We start from the raw sequence: 20,984 nt of genomic DNA on the forward strand, positions 1-20,984 counted from the left end.
AGGTGCTTTTGCCACCTTTCACCGCCTGCAACGTTGCCCGTCGCCGGCAGCGGATGCGTACTTTACGGATCACGAGCGGATAGCGCAAGGACTTTTTGCAGGATCATCTTGTCGTTCACCGAAACCGGCTCGACCCCCTCAACCCTCGAGACAATGCCCAAGGTGGCGCTGCAGCACGACACATAGGCTCAACGCCCATCGCGACTCGCGCCCGGCACCAGCGAGTCCGGCCCGAGGTCGGAGATCGTACGCGCCCCGGTGAGCGTCATCGCGACGCGCATTTCCTTTTCGAACAGCTCGAGAAGGTGGGCTACGCCCGCTTCCCCGGCAGCGGCAAGGGCATAGATGAAGGCACGCCCCAGCAATACGGTATCGGCGCCCATGGCGACCATTCGCACGACATCAAGACCACTTCGCACACCGGAATCAGCCAGTATGGCGAGGTCACCCTTGACCGCGTCAACGATGGCGGGCAAGGCCTGCGCGGTGGAGGGAACGCCATCAAGCTGGCGGCCACCATGGTTGGAGACGACGATGCCATCCGCCCCGAAGCGCACGGCATCACGCGCATCCTCGGGATCGAGGATGCCCTTGATGATCATCGGGCCATCCCAGAACTCGCGAATCCACTCCAGGTCCTTCCATGAGATAGAAGGGTCGAAGTTATCGCCCAGCCAGGCGATATAGTCCTCGAGCTCCGTCGGCTGACCGCGATAATCCGACACATTGCCCAGATCATGGGGGCGCCCATGAATCCCCACGTCCCAGGCCCAGGACGGGTGCGTCGCGGCCTGCAGCATTCGCCGGACCGACGCGTGCCTGCCGCTCATGCCTGAATGGGCATCACGATAGCGCGCGCCCGGCACGGGCATGTCGACCGTGAAGACGAGCGTCCTGACGCCCGCCGCCTTGGCCTGCTCCAGAACATGCTTCATGAACCCCCGGTCCTTCAGCACATAGAGCTGGAACCAGAGGGGGCGATCCACCGCCGAGGCGACCTCGCCGATGGGGCATACCGATACCGTGGACAACGTGAACGGCACCCCTTTGCTGGCAGCAGCCCTGGCCGCCTGGACTTCGCCTCGCCGAGCATACATGCCAGCCAATCCCACCGGAGCCAGGGCGACGGGCATCGACAGGGGCTCGTCAAACAGCTTCGTCTCCAGCGACAGACTGGACATATCCTTGAGCACACGCTGACGCAAGGCGATGTCGGCAAGGTCCTCGACATTGCTTCGCAGCGTGTGCTCTGCGTAGGCACCCCCATCGGCGTAATGAAAGAGAAAGGGAGGCACGCGTCGCCTGGCGGCTTGGCGGTAGTCCGTGGCAGCTGAAATGATCATGGCAAGTCCGGTTTTGACGCTGATGACAAAGGCAATATAAATTGGTTTTACCAATTTATATTGCACCATTATCGCACGTTATGGTGCGGCGAAATGCCTGTCAAACCCCATTTTGCTGCCAGTCATTGGCTATAGCCGGCCACCCCGTCCACGGCACGCTAGCGATGATGTCCGACCCACCTCTCCCGCAGTAAATTGGTATGACCAAAAAAGACGACGAGACAGCTATTGGTAATACCAATTCCACGTCAGTATCATGCCCACAGAGATCCGCTCCGCAGCGAAGGCCACGCCATGTCTTACCAGCCCGTCCGTCAACCCCGCCTCGCCGATGTCATTACCGAGCAGCTCGAAGGCCTCATCCTGGAGGGTAGCCTGAAGCCCGGCCAGCGACTGCCGGCAGAACGTGAACTCGCCGAACGTTTTGGCGTGTCACGCCCCTCCGTGCGCGAGGCGATACAGAAGCTCGCTGCTCGTGGCCTGCTGACCAGCCGCCAGGGTGGCGGCACCTTCATTACCGAGGAGCTTCACAACGGCTACGCAGACCCCCTGCTCGACATGCTCTCCCGCCATGGTGAGTTCCACCTGGACTTGCTGGAATTCCGCGATGCCATGGAAAGCCTGTCGGCCTACTATGCCGCCTTGCGCTCCACGCCCACGGACAGGGCCGTGCTACTCGAGCGTTTCGAGGAACTCGAGGCATGCTTCGCCAGTCGCGACCCGGCAAGCGAGGCCAGAGCCGATGCGGCTTTCCACCTGGCCATTGCCGAGGCCGCTCACAACGTCATGCTGCTGCACACCATCCGCGGCATCTTCCACCAGCTCGAACGCAGCATCGTCGACAATCTGGGCCATCTTCTCGACAAGCCTGACGCCCGACAGCAGTTGATGGCGCAGCACCGTGCCTTGCTGGATGCCATCCTCGAGGGGCGCGCCGAGGATGCCCGCGACCGCTCCCATGAGCACTTGGTCTACGTCGAAGAAGGCTTGCTGGAAGTGGCACGCGCCGAGACCCGAGCCCAGCGCTCACTGCGCCGGGCCCAGGCCATGCCGACGGCGTCGTCCTGATTCATGGTTGGGGGCCACCGCCTGACACGTCGGCAGCGTTCCTTGCGCGGCCTGCTCGCGGGTCTCGGGCTGGCCGGCCTTGCCCTGTGCATGTGGCAGACCGCTCAGGTTGCCCGAGAACAAGCGCTGCTGGACCTTCGCCATGACGCCGACAACGAACTACGGCTATCGGCGGCCAGCCTGGTGGGACATCTGTCACGCCATGATTACCTGCCGGAACTGCTGGCCTCTCGAGAAATGGTCACGCGCTTCCTATCCTCGCCGGATGCCCAGAACCCCATGCCACTCAACCTGATGCTGGATCGTTTCCGTGCCACCGCGGGGGTCTCCGACATCTATCTGCTCGACCATCACGCCGACACCCTGGCCGCCAGTAACTGGCACCGGCCCGACACCTTCATCGGCGAGAACTATGACTACCGACGTTATTACCAGGAAGCCATCCAGGGTCGCAATGGCCGCTTCTATGGTCTGGGCACACAGTCTGGGGATCGCGGCTACTATTTCTCGGCACCGGTCTGGCTGGAGGAATCGACGCCCTCCCCCGGCCCGGCAGGCGTCATGGTGCTCAAGATCAAGCTCGATGCCGTGGAACAGAGCTGGAGCGAGCAGGATGCCGAGCTGCTGATCACCGACCGCGACGGCATCATCTTCATGGCCAGCCAGCCAGCATTGCGGCTGACTGCCATGACCCCTCTCAGCGACGCCGAGCGCGAGGCTCTTCATGACTCGCGTCGATATGCGGACGAACCTCTGCCGCACGCCGGCATTCAGGAAATCGAGACTCTCGACCCCCGCACCCGCCTGGTCGACTTTGCCTCCGGCCCTCTCCAGGACCAGCGCTACCTCAGCCTCACCCGGGCCATGCCCGACTTCGAATGGGACATGCACATCCTCAAACCGCTGACGCCCGTCGTGAATGCGCAGTGGGTTTCCTCCCTGCTCGCCGGCGGCCTCTACGGCCTGATCGCGCTGGGCGGAGGCATCGGCTGGCAACGTCTGCGCCTGCGCCGAGAACGTGAACGTTTCGCGGAACGCGAACGACAGACACTGGCTCGGGTCAGGGACGAGCTCGAGCGCAACGTGGCCAAACGGACCCACGACCTGGTGACGACCAACCAGCGGCTGTCAGATGAAATCGAAGAGCGCCGTCGCGCCGAAGACAGTCTGCGCGAGACTCGCGACGAATTGGTCCAGGCCGCCAAGCTCGCCGTTCTCGGCCAACTGGCTGCCGGCATCAACCATGAACTCAACCAGCCCCTGTCGGCGATCCGCGCCTATGCCGAGAACGCCCGCGCCTTCATCGAGCGCGGTCGTACCGAGACGGCCGATGCCAACCTCGACCAGATCATCGAGCTCACCGACCGTATGTCCGAGATCAGCGCCCAGCTTCGGCAGTTCTCGCGCAAGAGCGGCGACACTCTCACCGCCGTTTCGGTCCCATCCTGCTTCGACTACGCCTTGCGGCTTTTCCAGGCACGCCTCAACGAACTCGGTGTCACGGTGGAACGACGCTGGCAAACAGAAGACATCTGGGTCCGTGCCGACCCGGTACGCCTTGAGCAGGTCCTGGTCAACCTCATCGGCAACGCGCTCCAGGCCATGGCGGACACCACGATGCCGCACCTGGCACTGACCATCGAGTCGACGCCGGATCTGGTATACATTAGCGTGGCCGATAGCGGCCCCGGCATTGCCAAATCGCAATTGGCACGGGTCTTCGAGCCCTTCTTCACCACCAAGTCCACGGGCAGTGGCCTCGGACTGGGCCTCTCCATCTCGGGCCGCATCATCGATGACCTGGGCGGCCGGATCGAGGCCGACAACATCCCTGGCGGCGGCGCCCTGTTCACCATTACCCTGCCACGCGATCCTGGGCCGGCGGACCATCGAACGAGCGAGGAGCCATCGACTCATGCATGACAACGTGGATGTCCCGGTGATGATCATCGACGACGAGGCTCATTTGCGTATTACCGCCGGCCAGACACTCGAGCTGGCCGGCTATACGCCCCGCCCGTTCGAGAGCGCCGAGGCAGCCCTGGCGGAGCTCGAGACCGACTTCGCCGGTGTCGTGGTCAGCGATATTCGCATGCCGGGCATGGATGGCATGACGCTACTCCGCGAAGTACGTCGCCGTGACCCGGACCTTCCGGTGATCCTGATTACCGGCCACGGCGACATTTCCACCGCAGTGGAGGCCATGCGCGAGGGAGCCTGGGATTTCCTGGAAAAACCCTTCGCCGGGGAGCGCTTGGTCGAAGTGGTGCGACGCGGCAGCGAAAAGCGCCGCCTGAGCCTGGAAAACCGCGCCCTCAAGGCCGAGCTCGAAGCGCAACAGTCGGCACCCGGCCCTCGGCTCGTCGGCCGCACGCCAGTGATCCAGCGTCTGGCCGCCATGGTACAGCGCATCAGCCGCGTCGAGGCCGATGTCCTGCTGTTCGGCGAGACCGGTACGGGCAAGGACCTCGTGGCCCGCGCCATTCACGAGCGCAGCCCCCGTGGCGGACGTCCCTTCGTCGCCATCAACTGTGGTGCGGTCCCCGAAAGCACCATCGAGTCGGAACTGTTCGGTCACGAGAAAGGCGCCTTTACCGGTGCACTGGAACGCCGCATCGGCAAGTTCGAACACGCCGCCGGCGGCACCGTCTTTCTCGACGAAATCGAATCCATGCCTCTGGCCCTGCAGGTCAAGCTGCTCCGTGTCCTGCAGGAGCGCACCGTCGAGCGCCTGGGCTCCAACCAGCCAGTATCGCTGGACATACGGATCATCGCCGCCACCAAGATCGACCTCAAGGCCGCCGCCGAAGCCGGCGAGTTTCGTGAGGACCTCTACTACCGGCTCAATGTGGTGACCCTGCCGATTCCACCGCTACGCGAACGCCGCGAAGATATCCCGCTGCTGTTCCAGCACTTCGCCGCCGTGGCCGCCAGCCGTAGCAGCATGGAGGCGCCCCCTCTCGATGCGACCGGCATCTCGGCACTGCTTGCCCATGACTGGCCCGGCAATGCCCGAGAGCTGCGCAACCTCGCCGAGCGTTACGTGCTGCTCGGCGTGACCTGCGACTACCGTCTCGACATGCTGATGGAAGGCGTAGGCAATGATGGTGCCGAGTTGTCGCTGCCCGAGCAGGTCGAGCTCTTCGAGAAGCAACTGATCAGCCAGGCCCTGGCTCGTCACCATGGACATGTCATCGAAGTCTGCGAACACCTGGGGCTACCCCGCAAGACCCTCTACGACAAGCTGAGACGTCACAACCTCAAGGCCGAGCACTATCGCCACGGCACCGAGCCCTGACCCGCATGACAACCACGAGACCCACGACACGCGGCAAGGCAAAATGCAAAAAGGGGAAGCAAGGCGAGCCGACGGCAACGTCGACAGCCACCGCTGTCAGCCGCCGGCCATCACAGCAGGATCAGCAAGCTCGTGCCGCCCGCGATGGCCAGGCCAGCCAATATCACCATGGCACCATCCCGCATGCTCATGCCAATGGCTACCAGTGTCACGGCCAAGGCCGGAATCCCGCTGGCGAAAGGCACCAGCTCCAGCGGAATCATCGCCAGGCCTGACACCGCACAGACCAGGGCTACCACCTGACTGAACGGCGCCCGGACCAACCCCTCAAGCCGCGGCCGAAACCAGCGATCCAGGCGGCACGTCACCGGCTTGGCGCGCTCGGCCATTGACGTCAGCGCCTCTTGTCTCACCATCAGACGGCGCAGACGTTGCGGTACCCAGGGCGACCGCTGGCCGAAGCTCCCTTGAATGGCAATGAGGAAAATCAGCACCCCACAGACACTCGGCACCCCCGGAATGCCGCCGGTCGGCAGCAGCGCAATCAGCGCCGGCGCCAGCAACAAGGGGCCAAAGCCGCGTGAGTTCAGTGCGTCGACCAACGCGCCAACCGTCACATTGCCCGCCTCGGCTTCTTCCTGCAGGCGCTGCAGCACATCACTCACACTCATGGCGTCGCTCATGGGGCACCGGCTCCTGGCTGAAAAACGAAAGCAGGCTGCCATCATGCCACACGTCTCTGCTGACAGCGTCATGACCCTGGCGTGACACGCGGCCGGCCGACGGGGTTACCAGACCGCCAGCCATTGATGCCACACGCCCAGCAGACTCGTCCAGCTCGGCAACCATGGCAGCATGACCAGCATCAGCAACAGCAAGGCGACAGCGCGCAGAGGTCTGGCATAATCGAAGAGCTTGAGGGCCGTGCCGAACGACCGCTTCAGACGAGCACCCTCCAGATCGACGCTGTAAAGCTCATCCAGCATCAAATGCACGAGGCAGCCCGCCAGCAATGCCAGCCCCTGGGCCCAGGCCAGCTCAGGCGGTTGGCCGAGCACGCCATGACTCAGCGCACTGCCCGCGCAGCCAAAGAACATCGCCGCCAACAGCGAGTGCCAGATGCCACGATGCACGGAGAAACGCTTGAAGGCCGGCGCGAGCAAATAGCGCACCCCGATGTAGATACCCGCGCAGGCCAACAGCCAGTGGCCGAAGGCCAGTCGGGACTGCAGGACCCAAGCCCCGGCCGCGGCGGCCATGAAGGCCAGCAGGCCAAATACCAGGCGCACCGAATGCGAGTGATCCGAGTCGATATCCGGCAGAATACCGCCAAGCGTCGTCAGCAGCATCAGCGGCCAGGCTTGCCATGGCGTCCAGAGACCGACGTGCCAGCCCCCCAGCGCCAGCAGGCAGCCACTGCCTGCTGCCACGCTGACATGGGTGCCAAAGTTTGCCATGCCCGGAGCCCCCGACAACTGGATAAACATCCATTATCGCGCAGAACCGGCATGCAGAACAATCGGTTACCGACGCCCCGGTGCCATTATTCGTCGGCAGCGGCCAGGTACTCATCCTTGAGCTTGACGTAATTGCCGGCGGTGTACGGGAAGAAGGCACGCTCCTTGTCCTTGAGCGGCCGCAGCGCCTTGGCAGGATTGCCGGCATAGACATGACCACCGGCCAGGTGCTTGCCCGGCGGCACCACGGCCCCGGCAGCGATGATCACCTCATCCTCGACCACGGCGCCATCCATGACGATGGCTCCCATGCCCACCAGAATACGATCGCCCAGGGTGCAACCATGCAGGATCGCCTTGTGGCCGATGGTTACCTCATTGCCGATGGTCAGTGGAAAACCATCGGGATTGAAGTCACTGGCGTGGGTGATATGCAGCACACTGCCATCCTGCACGCTGGTCCGTGATCCGATACGGATGCGGTGCATATCACCACGAATCACCGTCATGGGCCATACCGAGCAGTCATCACCCAGTTCGACATCCCCCAGCACCATGCACTGGGGGTCGATGTAGACCCGCTCACCCAGTGTCGGCGTTACACCGTGCCAGGGCCGAAGCGTCGTCGCCTTGCTCATCATTCACCTCCCGTCATCACAATAACCCTGACGCCAATACTACCAGTGTCAGTGGAATCGACACCCAGCGCACGAGCAAGCGCCAGACACGGAACCCGAGCGGACCGGCGCCCAGGGCACGCAAGGCAACCGACTCGGGCATTATCCAGGCGGCAAAGATCGCGATCAGCAGCCCGCCCACCGGCAGGAAGATTTCCGGCGGAATGGTGCTGACCAGGGCGAAGACATTCATTCCGAACAGGATCTCGAAGTCGGCCAGCGTCGAGAAGGAGAGGACCGACAGCAGACCCAGCGACCAGACCGACAGCCCGACCACCGCCGTCGCCTTGCCACGACCGAGCCCCCAGCCCTGGAGGGTCGAGACCATGGGCTCGGCGAGGTTGATCGACGAGGTCCAGGTCGCCAGCAGCAGCAACAGGAAGAACAGTGACAGCCAGAAGGCACCAAAGGGCAACTCGGCGAAGGCCACCGGCAGAGTCACGAACATCAACCCGGGCCCCTCTCCGGGGTCCATGCCCTGGGAGAACACCACCGAGAAAATGGCGATACCCGCCAGCAACGCCACCGTCACATCCAATACTGCCACCGAGGCCGCCGCGCGGGACAGGCTCTGACGATCCGGCATATAGGCGCCATAGGCCATCAGCGCACAGGCTCCCACTGCCAGCGTAAAGAAGGCATGCCCCATGGCATGTACCATGACCATCGGCGTTACCGCCGACATGTCCGGCGTGAACAGCCAGGCCAGCGCCGTCCCGAAACCACTGGTAGTCGCCGCGTGCCCCGCCAGCACCAGCAACAGAAGATAGAGCAACGGCATCAGGACATTGTTGAGTTTCTCCAACCCCTTGGACACCCCGGCCGCGACCACCAGCATGGTCATCACGAGAAACAGGGTGTGATTGAACGCCATCCTCGCCGGGTCGGCGAGGAAGGCATCGAAACCGGCGCCGACGTCGGCGGCACTGCGCCCGACGAAATCGCCATTGACCGCGTCGACGAGAAACTCGATGGACCAGCCTGACACCACCGAATAGAACGACAGGATGCAGAATACCGTGAAGGCGCCGAACAAGCCCAGCCAGCGCCAATGCCCGCTGGCTCCCGCCTCGGCGGCGAGGTGGCCAAGCGATTGCATCGGGCTGCGGCGCCCGGCGCGACCGACCAGTATTTCGGCCATCATCACCGGAACGCCCAGCAGCACCACGAAAGCCACATAAAGCAGCAGGAAAGCGGCCCCACCGTTCTCGCCGGTGATATAGGGAAACCGCCAGATATTCCCCAGCCCGACAGCGGCTCCGGTCACCGCCAGAATGAAAGCGCGGCGGCTGCTCCAGCGCTCCAGGGTCTCGTTCATCGTCTGTCTCCGGCCGGGGGTGAAAAGCCGCCAAGCCTAGCACATTGAAACCGGCCCCGGTCGCCCGCATCTAACGAGCATTCCCATCACCAACCGAGGTGCGCATGTCCACGAATCCACTGCTCGACGCCCACTCGCTGCCCCCTTTCGCCGAGATCAAGCCCGAGCACGTGGTGCCGGCCATCGAGACCCTGCTCGCGGAGAACCGCGAGGCCATCGACACCCTGGTCGCTCAGGCCGAACACGCCCCCCCCACCTGGGAGACCCTGGCCGCCCCCCTGGAGGCGCTGAACGACCGCCTTTCTCGCGCCTGGTCTCCGGTGTCACACCTCAACGGCACCATGAACAACGAGGCGCTGCGTGACGCCTATGAACAGAGCCTGACCATGCTCTCCGACTACACCACCTGGCTGGGCCAGCACGAAGGCCTGTTTCGCGCCTGGCAGGCGCTCAAGGATGGGCCGGCCTGGGCATCACTCGACGAGGGGCAGCGTCGCACCGTGGCCAATGCCCTGCGCGATTTCCGCCTGGCCGGCGTCGATCTCCCGGCCGACAAGAAGCAACGCTATGGCGAGATCCAGTCCCGGCTGTCGAGCCTGGCCAACACCTTCTCCAACCAGCTGCTCGATGCCACCCAGGCCTGGCACCTGGTGCTGGACGACGACAGCCGTCTGGCCGGCCTGCCGGAGAGTGCGCTGGCGACCCTGGCGGCCAACGCCGAGGCCAAGGGGCGAAAGGGCTATCGCATCACCCTGGACTTTCCCAGCTTCTTTCCGGTCATGACCCACGCCGACGACCGCGAGCTGCGCCGCGAGGTCTATACCGCCTTCGTCACCCGCGCCTCCGAGACCGGCCCCAACGCTGGCGAGTTCGACAACGCGCCGATCATGGAAGAAACCCTGGCATTGCGCCGCGAGCTGGCCGAGCTGCTGGGCTTCGCGACCTATGCCGACTATTCGCTGGCCACCAAGATGGCCGAATCCCCGCAGGGCGTGATCGGATTCCTGAATGACCTCGCCGAGCGCGCCGTACCCCAGGCACGGGAAGAGTATGCCGAACTGGCGACCTTCGCCCGAGAACACCTGGGCCTGCCCGACCTGGCGCCCTGGGACGTGGGCTATGTCGGGGAAAAACTGCGCGAAGCGCGTTACGCCATCTCCGACGAACAACTGCGCCCCTACTTCCCTGCACCTCAGGTGGTCAACGGGCTCTTCAAGGTCGTCGAAAAGCTTTACGGCGTGACCTTCGAGGAAGACAGCGAAGCACCGCGTTACCATCCCGACGTGCGTTTCTTCCACATCATGGAAAAAGGCACGCCGATCGCGGGCTTCTACCTGGATCTCTATGCCCGCGAAGGCAAGCGTGGCGGCGCCTGGATGGACGAATGCCGCGTACGCAGAGAAGAAGATGGCACGCTGCAACTGCCGGTGGCCTACCTGACCTGCAACTTCACGCGTCCCGTGGGCGAAGCACCGGCCCTGCTGACCCATGACGAGGTCACCACCTTGTTTCATGAATTCGGCCATGGCCTGCACCACATGCTGACCCGCCAGACCATCGCTGACATCTCCGGCATCAACGGCGTGGCCTGGGACGCGGTGGAACTGCCCAGCCAGTTCATGGAGAACTACTGCTGGGAGCGCGAAGGCCTGGACCTGATCGCCGGCCACGTGGAGACCGGTGAGCCGCTGCCCGACGAGCTGTTCAACAAGCTGTTGGCGGCCAAGAACTTCCAGTCCGCCATGGGCATGGTGCGCCAGCTGGAATTCTCCCTGTTCGACTTCCGCCTGCACCTCGAGGCCAGCGCGCCCAGCGCCGCCGACATCCAGGCACTGCTCGACGAGGTGCGGGACGGCGTCTCGGTGGTGCCGCGCGTCGAATTCAACCGTTTCCAGAACGGTTTCGGCCACATCTTCGCCGGCGGCTATGCGGCGGGCTACTACAGTTACAAGTGGGCCGAAGTCCTGTCCGCCGACGCCTGGAGCGCCTTCGAGGAGGCCGGCATCTTCGACCCGGAAACCGGGCGGCGTTTTCGCACCGAGATCCTCGAGCGCGGCGGCTCCCGCGATGCTGCCGAGCTGTTCCGCGCCTTCCGGGGCCGCGAACCGAGCGTCGAACCGCTATTGCGCCACAGCGGCATTCGCGCCGCCTGACACATCGCTTCATCGTTTCATCACGCGCCGGGGCACCTCCCCGGCGTCGCACCATCAGGAGGCCTCATGGCCACTCAGAAACGCTTCATCGCCGGCGCCATCTGCCCCCGCTGCGCCGAGATGGATCGAATCCGCAGCTGGGAACAGAACGGCGTGCGCTACCGGGATTGTGTCAGCTGCGATTTTTTCGAGCAGCTGCCCATCGAGGAAGAGACACCGCCCGAGCTCGAGACCCGACTCAGCCAGCCCCGTGAAGCGCAGACATCGCAGCCCGATGACCTGCAGACCGTGCGGATCCTCGACCCCTATCAATCCAGGTGATGTGTCTCTGTGCGGAATTCCACACAGAGAGACAGCCCTATTGTGTGAAACTCCGGCCCCATCGCCCCTTAAGCTCTTAGACCTTGGTCGCAAAGAAAAACCATAACTTATTGATAAAGAAGTTTTCCCACATTTCTGGAACGTTCCCTGCTATAGGTTAGGAGCGTAAACCCAAGCCGGCCCAGCACCGGACCGGTACCCACAACCAGAATGTAGCGGGAGACACGCCATGACCCTCAAGACTCGCCTGATCACCGGCACCCTGACCAGCGCCATGCTGATCGCCGGCACCGCCCAGGCCGATCGCGCCGACTGGCCGGACAACTTCACCGTGGGCACCGCCAGCCAGGGTGGCACCTACTTCGTCTACGGCTCCGGCTGGGCCAATCTGATCGCCGACCAACTCGGCCTTTCCGGCGGCGGCGAAGTCACCGGCGGCCCCAACCAGAACCTTGCCCTGGTACATAGTGGCGATGTGGCCCTGGGGCTGACCACCATGGGCCCGGCCGCTGATGCCGTCGCCGGTGAAAGCTCGCTGGCCCCGGGCGTGCCGATGGACAACGTCTGCGCACTCTTCCCGATGTACGAGACGCCCTTCTCGATCACCACCCTCGCCGACAGCGGTATCGAGTCAATTTCCGACATTCCGGACGGCGCCAGCATCGGCTTCGGACCGGCAGCTTCCACCTCCGACACCTACTTCCCGGCCATGCTCGAGACCCTGGGCGTCGAGTTCGACCGCCGTAATGGCGGCTGGAACGACCTGGGCGGCCAACTGCAGGATGGCCTCATCGACGTCATCGCCTTCGCCGCGGGCATCCCGATTCCCGCCGTCAGCCAGCTCGAGGTCCAGACCGACGTGAACATCATCGAGTTCACCGAGGAAGAGCAGGCCAAGGTGATGGAAGAGTTCCCGGTCTCCGCCTTCGAGATTCCGGCCAGTACCTACGAAACGCTCGACGAGGATGCCCGTGCCGTCTCCATGTGGAACTTCACCATCGCCGGCTGTGACTTGCCCGAAGACCTGGTCTACGAGATCACCAAGCTGAGCATGGAAAACAACGACAAGATGCTCGATATCCACCGCAGCGCTAAATTCAGCGTGCCCGAGAACCTCAAGTACAACACCGTGCTGCCCTTCCATCCCGGTGCCGTACGCTGGTACGAAGAAAATGGCTACGAAATTCCCGATGACCTGACGTTGTAACCCCGCTCCTGCCCTGCTGCCTCGCGCCGGCCTCACCGGTGCGGGGCCATCTGCCTGCTCCTCGGTTCCACACCCAAGGGTGTTCTCATGTCACATACTCCTGAGTCGCGTGACGAAACCGTCACCGATGCCGTACAACCAATCAATGCCGAAGGCGTTGATGATGTGGCCGTAGAAGCCAATCGCCGCCTCTACAGTGGTTGGCAATGGCTTCTGTTCGGCGGCCTTGCCATTGCCTACACGCTCTTCCACCTGGTTTCGCTCAACGTCTACCCGCTCGAGACCTGGTCATTCCGTATTCTGCACATCGCCGGTGCCCTGATTCTCGGCTATGGTCTGTATGCCGGTACCCAGTTTGCCGACGATGACCATCAGCGCTCCGCCAACTGGATGCGCTGGTTGAGTTATCTCCTGCTGATACCTGCGACCTATGCCCTGATCCGGGTCATATTGATGCAGCAGGAAATGAGTGCCGGTGCCATGCGCATCGCCCCCGAGATCGAAGCCTGGCACTTCGGCTACCCACTGATTCTGGCCAGCGTCGCGGGCATCCTGCTGTCCTGGGGGTATCGGCAAGTCCGCGACCGTCTTTCGCCCGCCGACCTGGTACTGATGGTCTGCGCCATGGCCGTGGCAGGCTACCTGCTGGTGATGTTCAACAGCCAACTGCGTGCCTCGACCGGCACCTCCTTCGCGCCCATGGGCATGTCCTATGCGGCCATTGCCGGCTCATTGTTGATTCTCGAGCTGACCCGCCGCGTCGCCGGCCTGGCTCTGGTCGCCATCTCGGCCATTTTCCTCGGCTATGTCTTCGTCGGCCCCTATCTGCCGGGCTTCCTCGGTTACCCGGGGCTCTCGGTAGGCCGCTTCTTCAGCCAGGTCTACACCGACGCCGGCATCCTCGGGCCGACCACCGCGGTCTCGTCCACCTACATCATCCTGTTCATCATCTTCGCCGCCTTCCTGCAGGCCTCGAAGGTCGGCGACTACTTCGTCAACTTTGCCTTTGCCGCCGCCGGCCGTGCGCGTGGCGGCCCGGCCAAGGTATCGATCTTTGCATCCGGCCTGATGGGCATGATCAACGGCACGTCGGCCGGTAACGTGGTATCCACCGGCTCGCTGACCATCCCGCTGATGAAGAAGGTCGGTTACCCGGCGCGCAGCGCCGGAGCCATCGAGGCCGCCGCCTCCACCGGTGGACAGATCATGCCGCCGATCATGGGTGCCGGGGCCTTCATCATGGCCGAGGTGACCGGTATCCCCTATACCGAAATCGCCGTAGCGGCGGTGATTCCGGCCATCCTCTACTTTCTCTCGATCTACTGCATGGTGGATTTCGAAGCGGCGCGCAAGGGCATGCGCGGCATGCGCAAGGAAGAGATCCCGCAGTTCCGCCGCCTGGTCAAACAGGTCTACCTGTTCGCACCGATCATCATTCTGATCGTAGCGCTCTTCATGGGCTACTCGGTGATCCGTGCCGGCACCCTGGCGACCGCCTCGGCGGCGGTGGTGAGCTGGCTGTCACCGCACAAGATGGGCCCGCGCGATATCCTCAAGGCATTGCAGCTGGCCGGTAACATGTCGATTCAGATCATCGCGGTATGCGCCTGCGCCGGCCTGATCGTCGGCGTGATCGCCCTGACCGGCGTCGGTGCACGCTTCTCTTCGCTGCTGCTGGGCCTGGCCGGGTTCAGCCAACTACTGGCACTGTTCTTCGCCATGTGTATCTCGATTCTGCTGGGCATGGGCATGCCCACCACGGCCGCCTATGCGGTAGCGGCCTCGGTGGTCGCCCCGGGCCTGATCGAGATCGGCATCCAGCCGCTGGTAGCGCACTTCTTCGTGTTCTACTTCGCGGTGGTCTCGGCGATCACCCCGCCGGTGGCACTCGCCTCCTATGCGGCGGCCGGTATCTCCGGCGACAGGGCCATGAGCACCTCGGTGGCGTCGTTCAAGATCGGCCTGGCGGCCTTCATCGTACCCTTCATGTTCTTCTACAGCCCGGCGATGCTGATGGAGGGTTCCTGGCTGCAGATCCTGCGAGTCGGGCTGACGGCCACGCTGGGTATCGTGTTGCTCTCGGCTACCGTGCAGGCCTGGTTCTTCGGCCCGGTGAAGACCTGGCAACGTATCGTCATGCTGGTCGGGGCGCTGTGCATGATCTACGGCGGCCTCGTCACCGACGTGGCCGGCCTGGCCATCGGCATCGCGCTCTTCCTGATACAGCGCGGTCGTGGCGATGGCGGCACGCGGGCCGCTGCCACGGGCTGAGACAATCAACCACTGTGATGGACAAGGGCCCCGCCGAGTGATTCGGCGGGGCCCTTCTATGCCAGCCCGTTCGGCGGCATGCGCCTCACCCCTGGCTTCAACCCGGGTTGTGCATGCTCTCTCGTCCAGCGCGGCTCAATACCGCAGATTATCCAGCACCTTCAGGGTCGGCTGGGCCTGGTTCAGTGTATAGAAGTGCAATCCCGGGGCGCCGCCGTCGAGCAGTTGCTGGCACAATCGCGAGATCACTTCCTCACCGAAGCCCGCGATGGCCTCGCTGTCATCGCCGTAGGTCTCGAGCTGCTTGCGGATCCAGCGCGGGATCTCGGCGCCGCAGGCATCGGAGAAGCGCGCCAGCTTGGTGTAGTTGGTGATTGGCATGATACCCGGCACGATAGGCGCTTCGACGCCCAGGGCCCTGACCCTCTCGACGAAATGGAAGTAGGCCTCGGCAGTGAAGAAGTACTGGGTAATGGCGATATCGGCCCCGGCCCGCATCTTGCGGGCGAAGTTTTCCACATCGTGATCGAAACTGGGGGCCTGTGGATGGGACTCCGGATAGGCGGCCACGGCGATCTCGAAATGGTCGCCGGTCTCCTCACGAATGAACTCGACCAGCTCGTTGGCATAGCGAAGCTCGCCCACCCCACCCATGCCGGACGGTAGATCGCCCCGCAGGGCCACCAGTCGCTTGATGCCATCCTCACGGAAGCGTGTAAGCAGATCGCGCAACTGGGCCTTCTCGCTACCGACGCACGACAGATGCGGTGCCGTATCGATGCCGCACTCGCGCACCGCCTTGACGGCATCCAGAGTACGATGCTGAGTGGAACCACCGGCACCATAGGTGACGGAAAAGAAGCGCGGATCCCGTGTCGCCAGAGCATCCCTGGCACGCATCAGCTTGTCGCGCCCGGCATCGGTATTGGGCGGAAAGAACTCGAAGCTGATATCCAGCGGGGTCTGTCGCGCGCTCATCGGTGATTCCTCGTCTGTATCGGTGACGCGGCCATTGTGACGACTCCTGAACATCGGGACCAATGAAAGTTTCGCCGGACACCATCAATGTATTTCATATAAAAGAAGCCTCAACTATAACCTTTCGCTCTAAACGAGTCGATAACCTCCCCCCACTGACAGCCCCATGCCGTCCAGGCATGATATGCATCCGCTTCGACTCAAGGAGGAGGCATCATGACCCTGGACCCCGGCACGCTGATGGGCCCGCTATGGACACTTCTGGCCTTCGTCGGGCTCGGGTGGCTGGCCGCACGCCGACTCTCCGTCGACCCACGTCCCATCGCGACCCTGCTGATCTATCTGATCGCGCCCCTGACCTTCTTTCGTGGTCTGGTACTTGGCGGCCCGACTCCCGCCTATCTACTGGTGACCGGTGCACTCTTTCTATGCGCCAGCCTGGTCGCCCTGGTGATCAACCGCCTGGCACGCCATGCACTGCCCGGCGAAGAGAGCGCCGTGCTGGCCTTCTCGGCCGGGACCGGCAATACCGGCTACTTCGGCCTGCCGGTGGCACTGGTGCTGTTGCCGCCGACGGGGGTGACGCTTTACCTGTTCGGCGTGCTGGGGGTGACGCTCTACGAGTTCACTCTGGGATTCTACCTGAGCGCCCGTGGTCGCTTCTCGGCCCGCCAGAGCCTGCTCAAGATCCTGCGCCTGCCGCTGGTCTACGCGTTCCTGGCCGCCCTGCTGGTCGAAGCGCTGGGCATCGGCGTGCCCGATGCCATCATGGAGGGACTCGAGGTCTTTCCGCCCACCTATACCCTGCTCGGCATGATGATTATCGGCATGACGCTTGGCCGTGTGACGCTGCGGCAATTCGACTGGCGCTTCCTCGGGGCCTGCGTGGCAGTCCGCTATCTGCTGTGGCCACTCCTGGCACTGGGCGTCGTGCTCGGCCTGCAGGCCATGGTCGGGATCCCGGCGGAATTCGCCATGGCACTGCTGTTGATCGGCGTGGTCCCCATGGCCGCCAATGTGGTGGTGGTGGCCATGGAGCTGGGCATTGCCCCGGAGAAGGGCGCACTGGCCGTGCTGATCACCACCCTGGCCGCGCCGTTGCTGATTCCGCTGTACCTGGGATGGATGGCGCCACTGGTCGGCGGCTAGCCCCGTCCCAGGTCTGGCGCCACCAGTACCCGACTCGCCGCAGGCCGACCCCGCACCCGCTCGATATAGGCCATCAGGCGCGGGGTCCCGGCGAACAAGTCCTCAGCGCCGGGCAAACCAGCAAGGTAATCAAGCATGGGAGCAGCGATCGCGTCGGCGATGGTGAAGTCACCTCCCACCAGATACTTTCCTTCGGCCAACTGCTCTTCCAGCAACGTCAGTACCTTGACGACCCCTGGCCGGGCGTCGTCCACCGCGTCCTCACGCACGGTTCCACCTTCGCCCTTGGGGAACACGAACTCCAGCAAATAGCGCCGCACCAGAGCCTGATCCACATAACCGGCCAGAATGCCGGTCCACTGATCGGTCTGTGCCCGAGCCCAGGTTTCCGCCGGCTGCAGGGCCGGCCCATCGAAGGCGGCATCCAGATAGCGGCAAATGCTGGGGGTCTCGATCAGGCGCCGTTCGCCATGCAACAGGATCGGCACCTTGCCGAAGGGATGCAGCGCATAGTGCTCCGGCGAATGTATCGCCAGGGGCCGCCCTCCGACCTCGGTGCCCAGCGTGTAAGGGATCGACTTCTCCTCGCAGCACAGCTGAACGCTGCGCACGAAGTTGCTGAACTGGGGGCCGACGATATGCACGGGTTGGGTCATGTCAGGACTCCTGTCGCGGGAAACTGCTAACAGGCTAGACCGACGCACTATATGTTCAAGAACATATAGTCATCATGACATACTCGCCACGATGCCAAGGAGGTCCCATGCCCTGGAGAGACGATCACAAGCCCCGCACCCGCCACCAGATTCTGGACGCCGCTGCGACCCTGTTCACACGCCACGGATTCAAGGACACGACCATCGATGACGTCATGCGTCAGGCCGGCCTGACTCGTGGAGCCTTCTACGCCCACTTCGCCTCCAAGGGCGAACTCTATGCCGCAGCACTGCGACACGCCGCCCGAAACAACGCGACACGCCTGCAGAACGCTGACCCACAGGAACGCGTGCTTGGTTATCTGAGCGAGGCCCACCGGCGCGGAGAGGACGTGAACTGTCCGCTAGCCTGCCTGGTCAGCGACGTCGCCCAGCAGGACGACCAGGTGCGCGAAGCCTATACGCGCCTGTTCAGCGGATTCGTGGCCCACTGCCAAACCGCCGGAGAGCAAGCGCTGGAGAATCGTCGGCGCGCCTTGCAGCAGGCCGTCACGATGATCGGCGGGATGGCGATCGCCCGCACCCTCAATGACGACGCCCTGGCCGAGGAAGTTCTCGACGCTTGCCGCGCACTGGCGAACGTCGAGAACGAATAAGGCTCACCATGTCTCAGGCACCACGGGTCGCCGCCCCGACCGCATCCGGCAAGGCCTCACCGGACTTGAGCCCGTTGACCATGACGGGCTCTCGGGCGATCACCTCACCACGCCAGTCGATCAGTTGTAGACGACCGCACGGCGCTTCCATCAGCGCCGTGCAATGCTCCACCCAGTCGCCATCGTTGCAATACAGCACGCCGTCCCGGGCGCGGAATCCGGCCTTGTGGATATGGCCACCGACGTAGCCATCGAGCCCCTCCCGAGCGGCCTGGTACAAGGCAGCCTGCTCGAACTGGTCGACATAACGCCGAGCGGCACCACTTCGCTGCTTGAGCGCGGCGGCAAGCGACCAGTACGGCATCCCCAGCAGTCGGCGTCCCCGATTGCACCAGCGATTGAGCGCCAGCACGAACTGGTGCATGCCATCGCCCAAGGCCAGCATCCAGGGCGCGATGCGTACATGGGTGTCGAACTCGTCGCCATGGCTGACCAGGAGCCGTCGACCGTCGGCGGTGACATGGATGGCCTGCCGCTCGATGCGCACCCGATGAACACGCAGACCACATAAGCGGCGCATGGCAGCATCGTGATTGCCGGGAATGTAGATGATCTCGCAACCGGCACGAGCCAGGCGCAATAGCCGCGCCGCCAGGCGCTGCTGATCAGGCGGCAGCACCGCCCGCTTCTGCATGGCGATCAGGTCGACGATATCACCGACAAGATACAGGCGCTCGGGCCGCACACGACGCAACAGGCTGACCAGCAGTTTCGCCTGGCAGTCCCGGGTTCCCAGGTGGATATCGGAAACGAACAGGGTTCGCACGGACATGGGATTCGGCATGGGGCATTCTCCTGACGATGCCCCGCCAGGCTGCCCCCTGGCCATGAACGTGCCATGGCGGCCGGATGACGATCTCGTGTCCGTAAGCCGCGAGCAGCGAGTCACGAGTTACGAGCAGCTCCTAGGCACCGCGCTGCTCGTATCTCGTAGTCCGTGGCTCGAGCCTTCAATATCGATAACTGTCGGGCTTGTAGGGCCCTTCGGCCGGCACGCCGGTATAGTCGGCCTGGGCTTGGGTCATGCGCGTGATCACGCCGCCGAAGCCTTCGACCATGTACCGTGCGACTTCCTCGTCCAGGTGACGCGGCAGCACGCGGACCCCCAGCACTTCACGCCTGTCGGTTTCAGGCAGCCCAGCATAGCCTGCCTCGAAAAGGTGCATCTGGGCCAGCACCTGGTTGGCGAAGGAACCGTCCATCACTCGGGAAGGATGCCCCGTGGCATTGCCGAGATTCACCAGGCGTCCCTCGGAGAGCAGGATCAGGTAATCGCGGCTTTCCGGATCGTACTCGCCGGGGTCGCTGTCGCGGTACACCTTGTGCACCTGTGGCTTGACCTCCTCCCAGTGCCACTGCCGGCGCATGTAGGCGGTATCGATCTCGCTGTCGAAATGCCCGATGTTGCAGACCACGGCCCCGGGCTTGAGCGAGCGCAGCACCGGCGCATCACAGGCACCGATATTGCCGGTGGCGGTTACCACCAGGTCGATGCGTGACAGCAACGACCGGTCGACGCTCTCCATGCCCAGGTTGTGACCGTCGCGATAAGGCGATACCACTTCGAAACCGTCCATGCAGGCCTGCATGGCACACAAGGGGTCGATCTCGGCGACCTTGACGATCATGCCTTCCTGGCGCAACGACGCCGCCGATCCCTTGCCGACATCGCCATACCCCATGACCAGCGCCTGCTTGCCGGCCAGCAGGTGGTCCACACCACGCTTGATCGCGTCGTTGAGCGAATGACGACAACCATACTTGTTGTCGTTCTTGGACTTGGTCACGGCATCATTGACGTTGATCGCCGGGACCTTGAGCGATCCCTCTTGCCACATCTCGAGCAGGCGATGCACCCCAGTGGTGGTCTCTTCGCTGATGCCATGGATGGCGTCGAGCAGTTCGGGACGCTTGTCGTGCAGCAGGGCGGTCAGGTCCCCTCCATCGTCCAGTACCAGATTCGGCGTCCAGTCGTCGGGCCCCGCTACCGTCTGTTCGATGCACCACCAGAAGGCCTCCTCGGTTTCGCCTTTCCAGGCGAAGACCGGAATACCGGCGGCGGCGATGGCAGCGGCGGCATGATCCTGGGTCGAGAAGATATTGCATGACGACCAGCGTACCGAAGCGCCGAGGTCGATCAGCGTCTCGATCAGTACCGCCGTCTGGATCGTCATGTGGATACAACCGGCGATGCGTGCGCCGGCCAGCGGCTGACTGTCACGATAACGCGCGCGAATCGCCATCAAGGCAGGCATTTCGGTCTCGGCGATGCGGATCTCGCGGCGTCCCCAGTCGGCCAGGGCGATGTCGGCGACCTTGTAGTCCAGATGCGTGGCGGCGGATACGGCAGGCTGGTTCATGCGTCACCTCTT

18 protein-coding genes are annotated in these 20,984 nt (G+C 63.6%); 9 read left to right on the top strand and 9 right to left on the bottom strand.

Going from position 1 to position 20,984, the window contains the following annotated elements:
• Positions 1 to 188 precede the first annotated feature (188 nt).
• A complete protein-coding gene (gene lldD / locus RSO41_RS00005; protein WP_315616518.1) occupies positions 189 to 1,343 on the bottom strand; it encodes an FMN-dependent L-lactate dehydrogenase LldD in 1,155 nt (384 codons plus the stop codon).
• Between the two features lie 294 nt (positions 1,344 to 1,637).
• Between lldD and RSO41_RS00010 the strand changes: the two genes are divergently transcribed.
• From RSO41_RS00010 to RSO41_RS00020, 3 genes are read left to right on the top strand one after another with little or no spacing between them, the layout of a single operon-like run.
• Complete coding sequence (locus RSO41_RS00010) at positions 1,638 to 2,411, top strand: GntR family transcriptional regulator (protein WP_315616520.1); 774 nt, start codon at positions 1,638 to 1,640, stop codon at positions 2,409 to 2,411.
• Positions 2,412 to 2,414: 3 nt separating this feature from the next.
• Positions 2,415 to 4,334, top strand: a complete 1,920-nt coding sequence (locus tag RSO41_RS00015; protein ID WP_410000302.1) for an ATP-binding protein — start codon at positions 2,415 to 2,417, stop codon at positions 4,332 to 4,334.
• Positions 4,327 to 5,709 carry a sigma-54 dependent transcriptional regulator gene (locus RSO41_RS00020; protein ID WP_315616522.1) on the top strand — a complete coding sequence of 461 codons (1,383 nt, stop codon included), beginning with the start codon at positions 4,327 to 4,329 and terminating at the stop codon, positions 5,707 to 5,709. The genes RSO41_RS00015 and RSO41_RS00020 overlap by 8 nt, the downstream gene beginning before the upstream one ends.
• Positions 5,710 to 5,819: 110 nt before the next feature.
• Here RSO41_RS00020 and RSO41_RS00025 read toward each other — a convergent pair whose 3' ends face one another.
• The 4 genes from RSO41_RS00025 to RSO41_RS00040 form a co-directional block, all read right to left on the bottom strand.
• On the bottom strand, positions 5,820 to 6,392 hold the full coding sequence (locus RSO41_RS00025; RefSeq protein WP_315616524.1) for an exopolysaccharide biosynthesis protein: 573 nt from the start codon (positions 6,390 to 6,392) through the stop codon (positions 5,820 to 5,822).
• Positions 6,393 to 6,497: 105 nt separating this feature from the next.
• Positions 6,498 to 7,166, bottom strand: coding sequence for a metal-dependent hydrolase (locus RSO41_RS00030; RefSeq protein ID WP_315616527.1), 669 nt, complete (start codon positions 7,164 to 7,166; stop codon positions 6,498 to 6,500).
• Positions 7,167 to 7,252: 86 nt separating this feature from the next.
• Positions 7,253 to 7,804, bottom strand: coding sequence for a gamma carbonic anhydrase family protein (locus RSO41_RS00035; RefSeq protein ID WP_315616529.1), 552 nt, complete (start codon positions 7,802 to 7,804; stop codon positions 7,253 to 7,255).
• Between the two features lie 16 nt (positions 7,805 to 7,820).
• Positions 7,821 to 9,161, bottom strand: a complete 1,341-nt coding sequence (locus tag RSO41_RS00040) for a sodium-dependent transporter (RefSeq protein WP_315616531.1) — start codon at positions 9,159 to 9,161, stop codon at positions 7,821 to 7,823.
• A gap of 104 nt (positions 9,162 to 9,265) precedes the next feature.
• On the opposite strand from RSO41_RS00040, the gene prlC reads away from it, so the two are divergent.
• The 4 genes from prlC to RSO41_RS00060 all read left to right on the top strand — a co-directional run bounded on the left by prlC (position 9,266) and on the right by RSO41_RS00060 (position 15,113).
• The gene (gene prlC, locus RSO41_RS00045) at positions 9,266 to 11,314 is read left to right on the top strand and encodes an oligopeptidase A (RefSeq protein ID WP_315616533.1); all 2,049 of its coding nucleotides are present in this window, start codon (positions 9,266 to 9,268) and stop codon (positions 11,312 to 11,314) included.
• Between the two features lie 66 nt (positions 11,315 to 11,380).
• On the top strand, positions 11,381 to 11,635 hold the full coding sequence (locus tag RSO41_RS00050) for a YheV family putative zinc ribbon protein (RefSeq protein WP_315616535.1): 255 nt from the start codon (positions 11,381 to 11,383) through the stop codon (positions 11,633 to 11,635).
• A 229-nt stretch (positions 11,636 to 11,864) separates the two neighbouring features.
• Entirely contained in the window at positions 11,865 to 12,842 is a 978-nt protein-coding gene (locus RSO41_RS00055) for a TAXI family TRAP transporter solute-binding subunit (protein WP_315616537.1), read from the top strand.
• Positions 12,843 to 12,929: 87 nt separating this feature from the next.
• Positions 12,930 to 15,113 carry a TRAP transporter permease gene (locus RSO41_RS00060; RefSeq protein ID WP_315616539.1) on the top strand — a complete coding sequence of 728 codons (2,184 nt, stop codon included), beginning with the start codon at positions 12,930 to 12,932 and terminating at the stop codon, positions 15,111 to 15,113.
• Between the two features lie 135 nt (positions 15,114 to 15,248).
• On the opposite strand, the gene metF is transcribed toward RSO41_RS00060, so the two are convergent.
• The gene (metF, locus tag RSO41_RS00065) at positions 15,249 to 16,091 is read right to left on the bottom strand and encodes a methylenetetrahydrofolate reductase [NAD(P)H] (protein WP_315616541.1); all 843 of its coding nucleotides are present in this window, start codon (positions 16,089 to 16,091) and stop codon (positions 15,249 to 15,251) included.
• Positions 16,092 to 16,307: 216 nt separating this feature from the next.
• Between metF and RSO41_RS00070 the strand changes: the two genes are divergently transcribed.
• Positions 16,308 to 17,240 (top strand): AEC family transporter, encoded by a 933-nt coding sequence (locus RSO41_RS00070; protein ID WP_315616543.1) that lies wholly within the window; start codon positions 16,308 to 16,310, stop codon positions 17,238 to 17,240.
• Here the strand turns inward: RSO41_RS00070 and RSO41_RS00075 are convergent.
• Positions 17,237 to 17,896, bottom strand: a complete 660-nt coding sequence (locus RSO41_RS00075) for a glutathione S-transferase family protein (RefSeq protein ID WP_315616545.1) — start codon at positions 17,894 to 17,896, stop codon at positions 17,237 to 17,239. The genes RSO41_RS00070 and RSO41_RS00075 overlap by 4 nt on opposite strands.
• 107 nt (positions 17,897 to 18,003) lie before the next feature.
• Between RSO41_RS00075 and RSO41_RS00080 the strand changes: the two genes are divergently transcribed.
• Positions 18,004 to 18,552, top strand: a complete 549-nt coding sequence (locus tag RSO41_RS00080; RefSeq protein WP_315616547.1) for a TetR/AcrR family transcriptional regulator — start codon at positions 18,004 to 18,006, stop codon at positions 18,550 to 18,552.
• A 13-nt stretch (positions 18,553 to 18,565) separates the two neighbouring features.
• Here RSO41_RS00080 and RSO41_RS00085 read toward each other — a convergent pair whose 3' ends face one another.
• Both RSO41_RS00085 and ahcY read right to left on the bottom strand, forming a co-directional pair.
• Entirely contained in the window at positions 18,566 to 19,396 is an 831-nt protein-coding gene (locus RSO41_RS00085; RefSeq protein ID WP_315616549.1) for a UDP-2,3-diacylglucosamine diphosphatase, read from the bottom strand.
• A gap of 166 nt (positions 19,397 to 19,562) precedes the next feature.
• The gene (gene ahcY / locus RSO41_RS00090) at positions 19,563 to 20,972 is read right to left on the bottom strand and encodes an adenosylhomocysteinase (RefSeq protein WP_315616551.1); all 1,410 of its coding nucleotides are present in this window, start codon (positions 20,970 to 20,972) and stop codon (positions 19,563 to 19,565) included.
• Positions 20,973 to 20,984: the final 12 nt, after the last annotated feature.

The organism is Halomonas sp. I1, assembly GCF_032334135.1.
In the GTDB taxonomy this organism is placed as follows: Bacteria; Pseudomonadota; Gammaproteobacteria; order Pseudomonadales; family Halomonadaceae; genus Halomonas.

Bases quoted from the DNA above. Each gene is read 5' to 3' on its own strand.
- metF (WP_315616541.1), bottom strand. From the start codon at position 16,091: ATGAGCGCGCGACAGACCCCGCTGGATATCAGCTTCGAGTTCTTTCCG.
- RSO41_RS00020 (WP_315616522.1), top strand. From the start codon at position 4,327: ATGCATGACAACGTGGATGTCCCGGTGATGATCATCGACGACGAGGCT.
- RSO41_RS00070 (WP_315616543.1), top strand. From the start codon at position 16,308: ATGACCCTGGACCCCGGCACGCTGATGGGCCCGCTATGGACACTTCTG.
- RSO41_RS00015 (WP_410000302.1), top strand. From the start codon at position 2,415: ATGGTTGGGGGCCACCGCCTGACACGTCGGCAGCGTTCCTTGCGCGGC.
- prlC (WP_315616533.1), top strand. From the start codon at position 9,266: ATGTCCACGAATCCACTGCTCGACGCCCACTCGCTGCCCCCTTTCGCC.
- RSO41_RS00060 (WP_315616539.1), top strand. From the start codon at position 12,930: ATGTCACATACTCCTGAGTCGCGTGACGAAACCGTCACCGATGCCGTA.
- RSO41_RS00035 (WP_315616529.1), bottom strand. From the start codon at position 7,804: ATGAGCAAGGCGACGACGCTTCGGCCCTGGCACGGTGTAACGCCGACA.
- lldD (WP_315616518.1), bottom strand. From the start codon at position 1,343: ATGATCATTTCAGCTGCCACGGACTACCGCCAAGCCGCCAGGCGACGC.
- RSO41_RS00025 (WP_315616524.1), bottom strand. From the start codon at position 6,392: ATGAGCGACGCCATGAGTGTGAGTGATGTGCTGCAGCGCCTGCAGGAA.
- RSO41_RS00080 (WP_315616547.1), top strand. From the start codon at position 18,004: ATGCCCTGGAGAGACGATCACAAGCCCCGCACCCGCCACCAGATTCTG.
- RSO41_RS00050 (WP_315616535.1), top strand. From the start codon at position 11,381: ATGGCCACTCAGAAACGCTTCATCGCCGGCGCCATCTGCCCCCGCTGC.
- RSO41_RS00010 (WP_315616520.1), top strand. From the start codon at position 1,638: ATGTCTTACCAGCCCGTCCGTCAACCCCGCCTCGCCGATGTCATTACC.
- RSO41_RS00055 (WP_315616537.1), top strand. From the start codon at position 11,865: ATGACCCTCAAGACTCGCCTGATCACCGGCACCCTGACCAGCGCCATG.
- RSO41_RS00030 (WP_315616527.1), bottom strand. From the start codon at position 7,166: ATGGCAAACTTTGGCACCCATGTCAGCGTGGCAGCAGGCAGTGGCTGC.
- RSO41_RS00075 (WP_315616545.1), bottom strand. From the start codon at position 17,896: ATGACCCAACCCGTGCATATCGTCGGCCCCCAGTTCAGCAACTTCGTG.
- RSO41_RS00040 (WP_315616531.1), bottom strand. From the start codon at position 9,161: ATGAACGAGACCCTGGAGCGCTGGAGCAGCCGCCGCGCTTTCATTCTG.
- RSO41_RS00085 (WP_315616549.1), bottom strand. From the start codon at position 19,396: ATGCCGAATCCCATGTCCGTGCGAACCCTGTTCGTTTCCGATATCCAC.
- ahcY (WP_315616551.1), bottom strand. From the start codon at position 20,972: ATGAACCAGCCTGCCGTATCCGCCGCCACGCATCTGGACTACAAGGTC.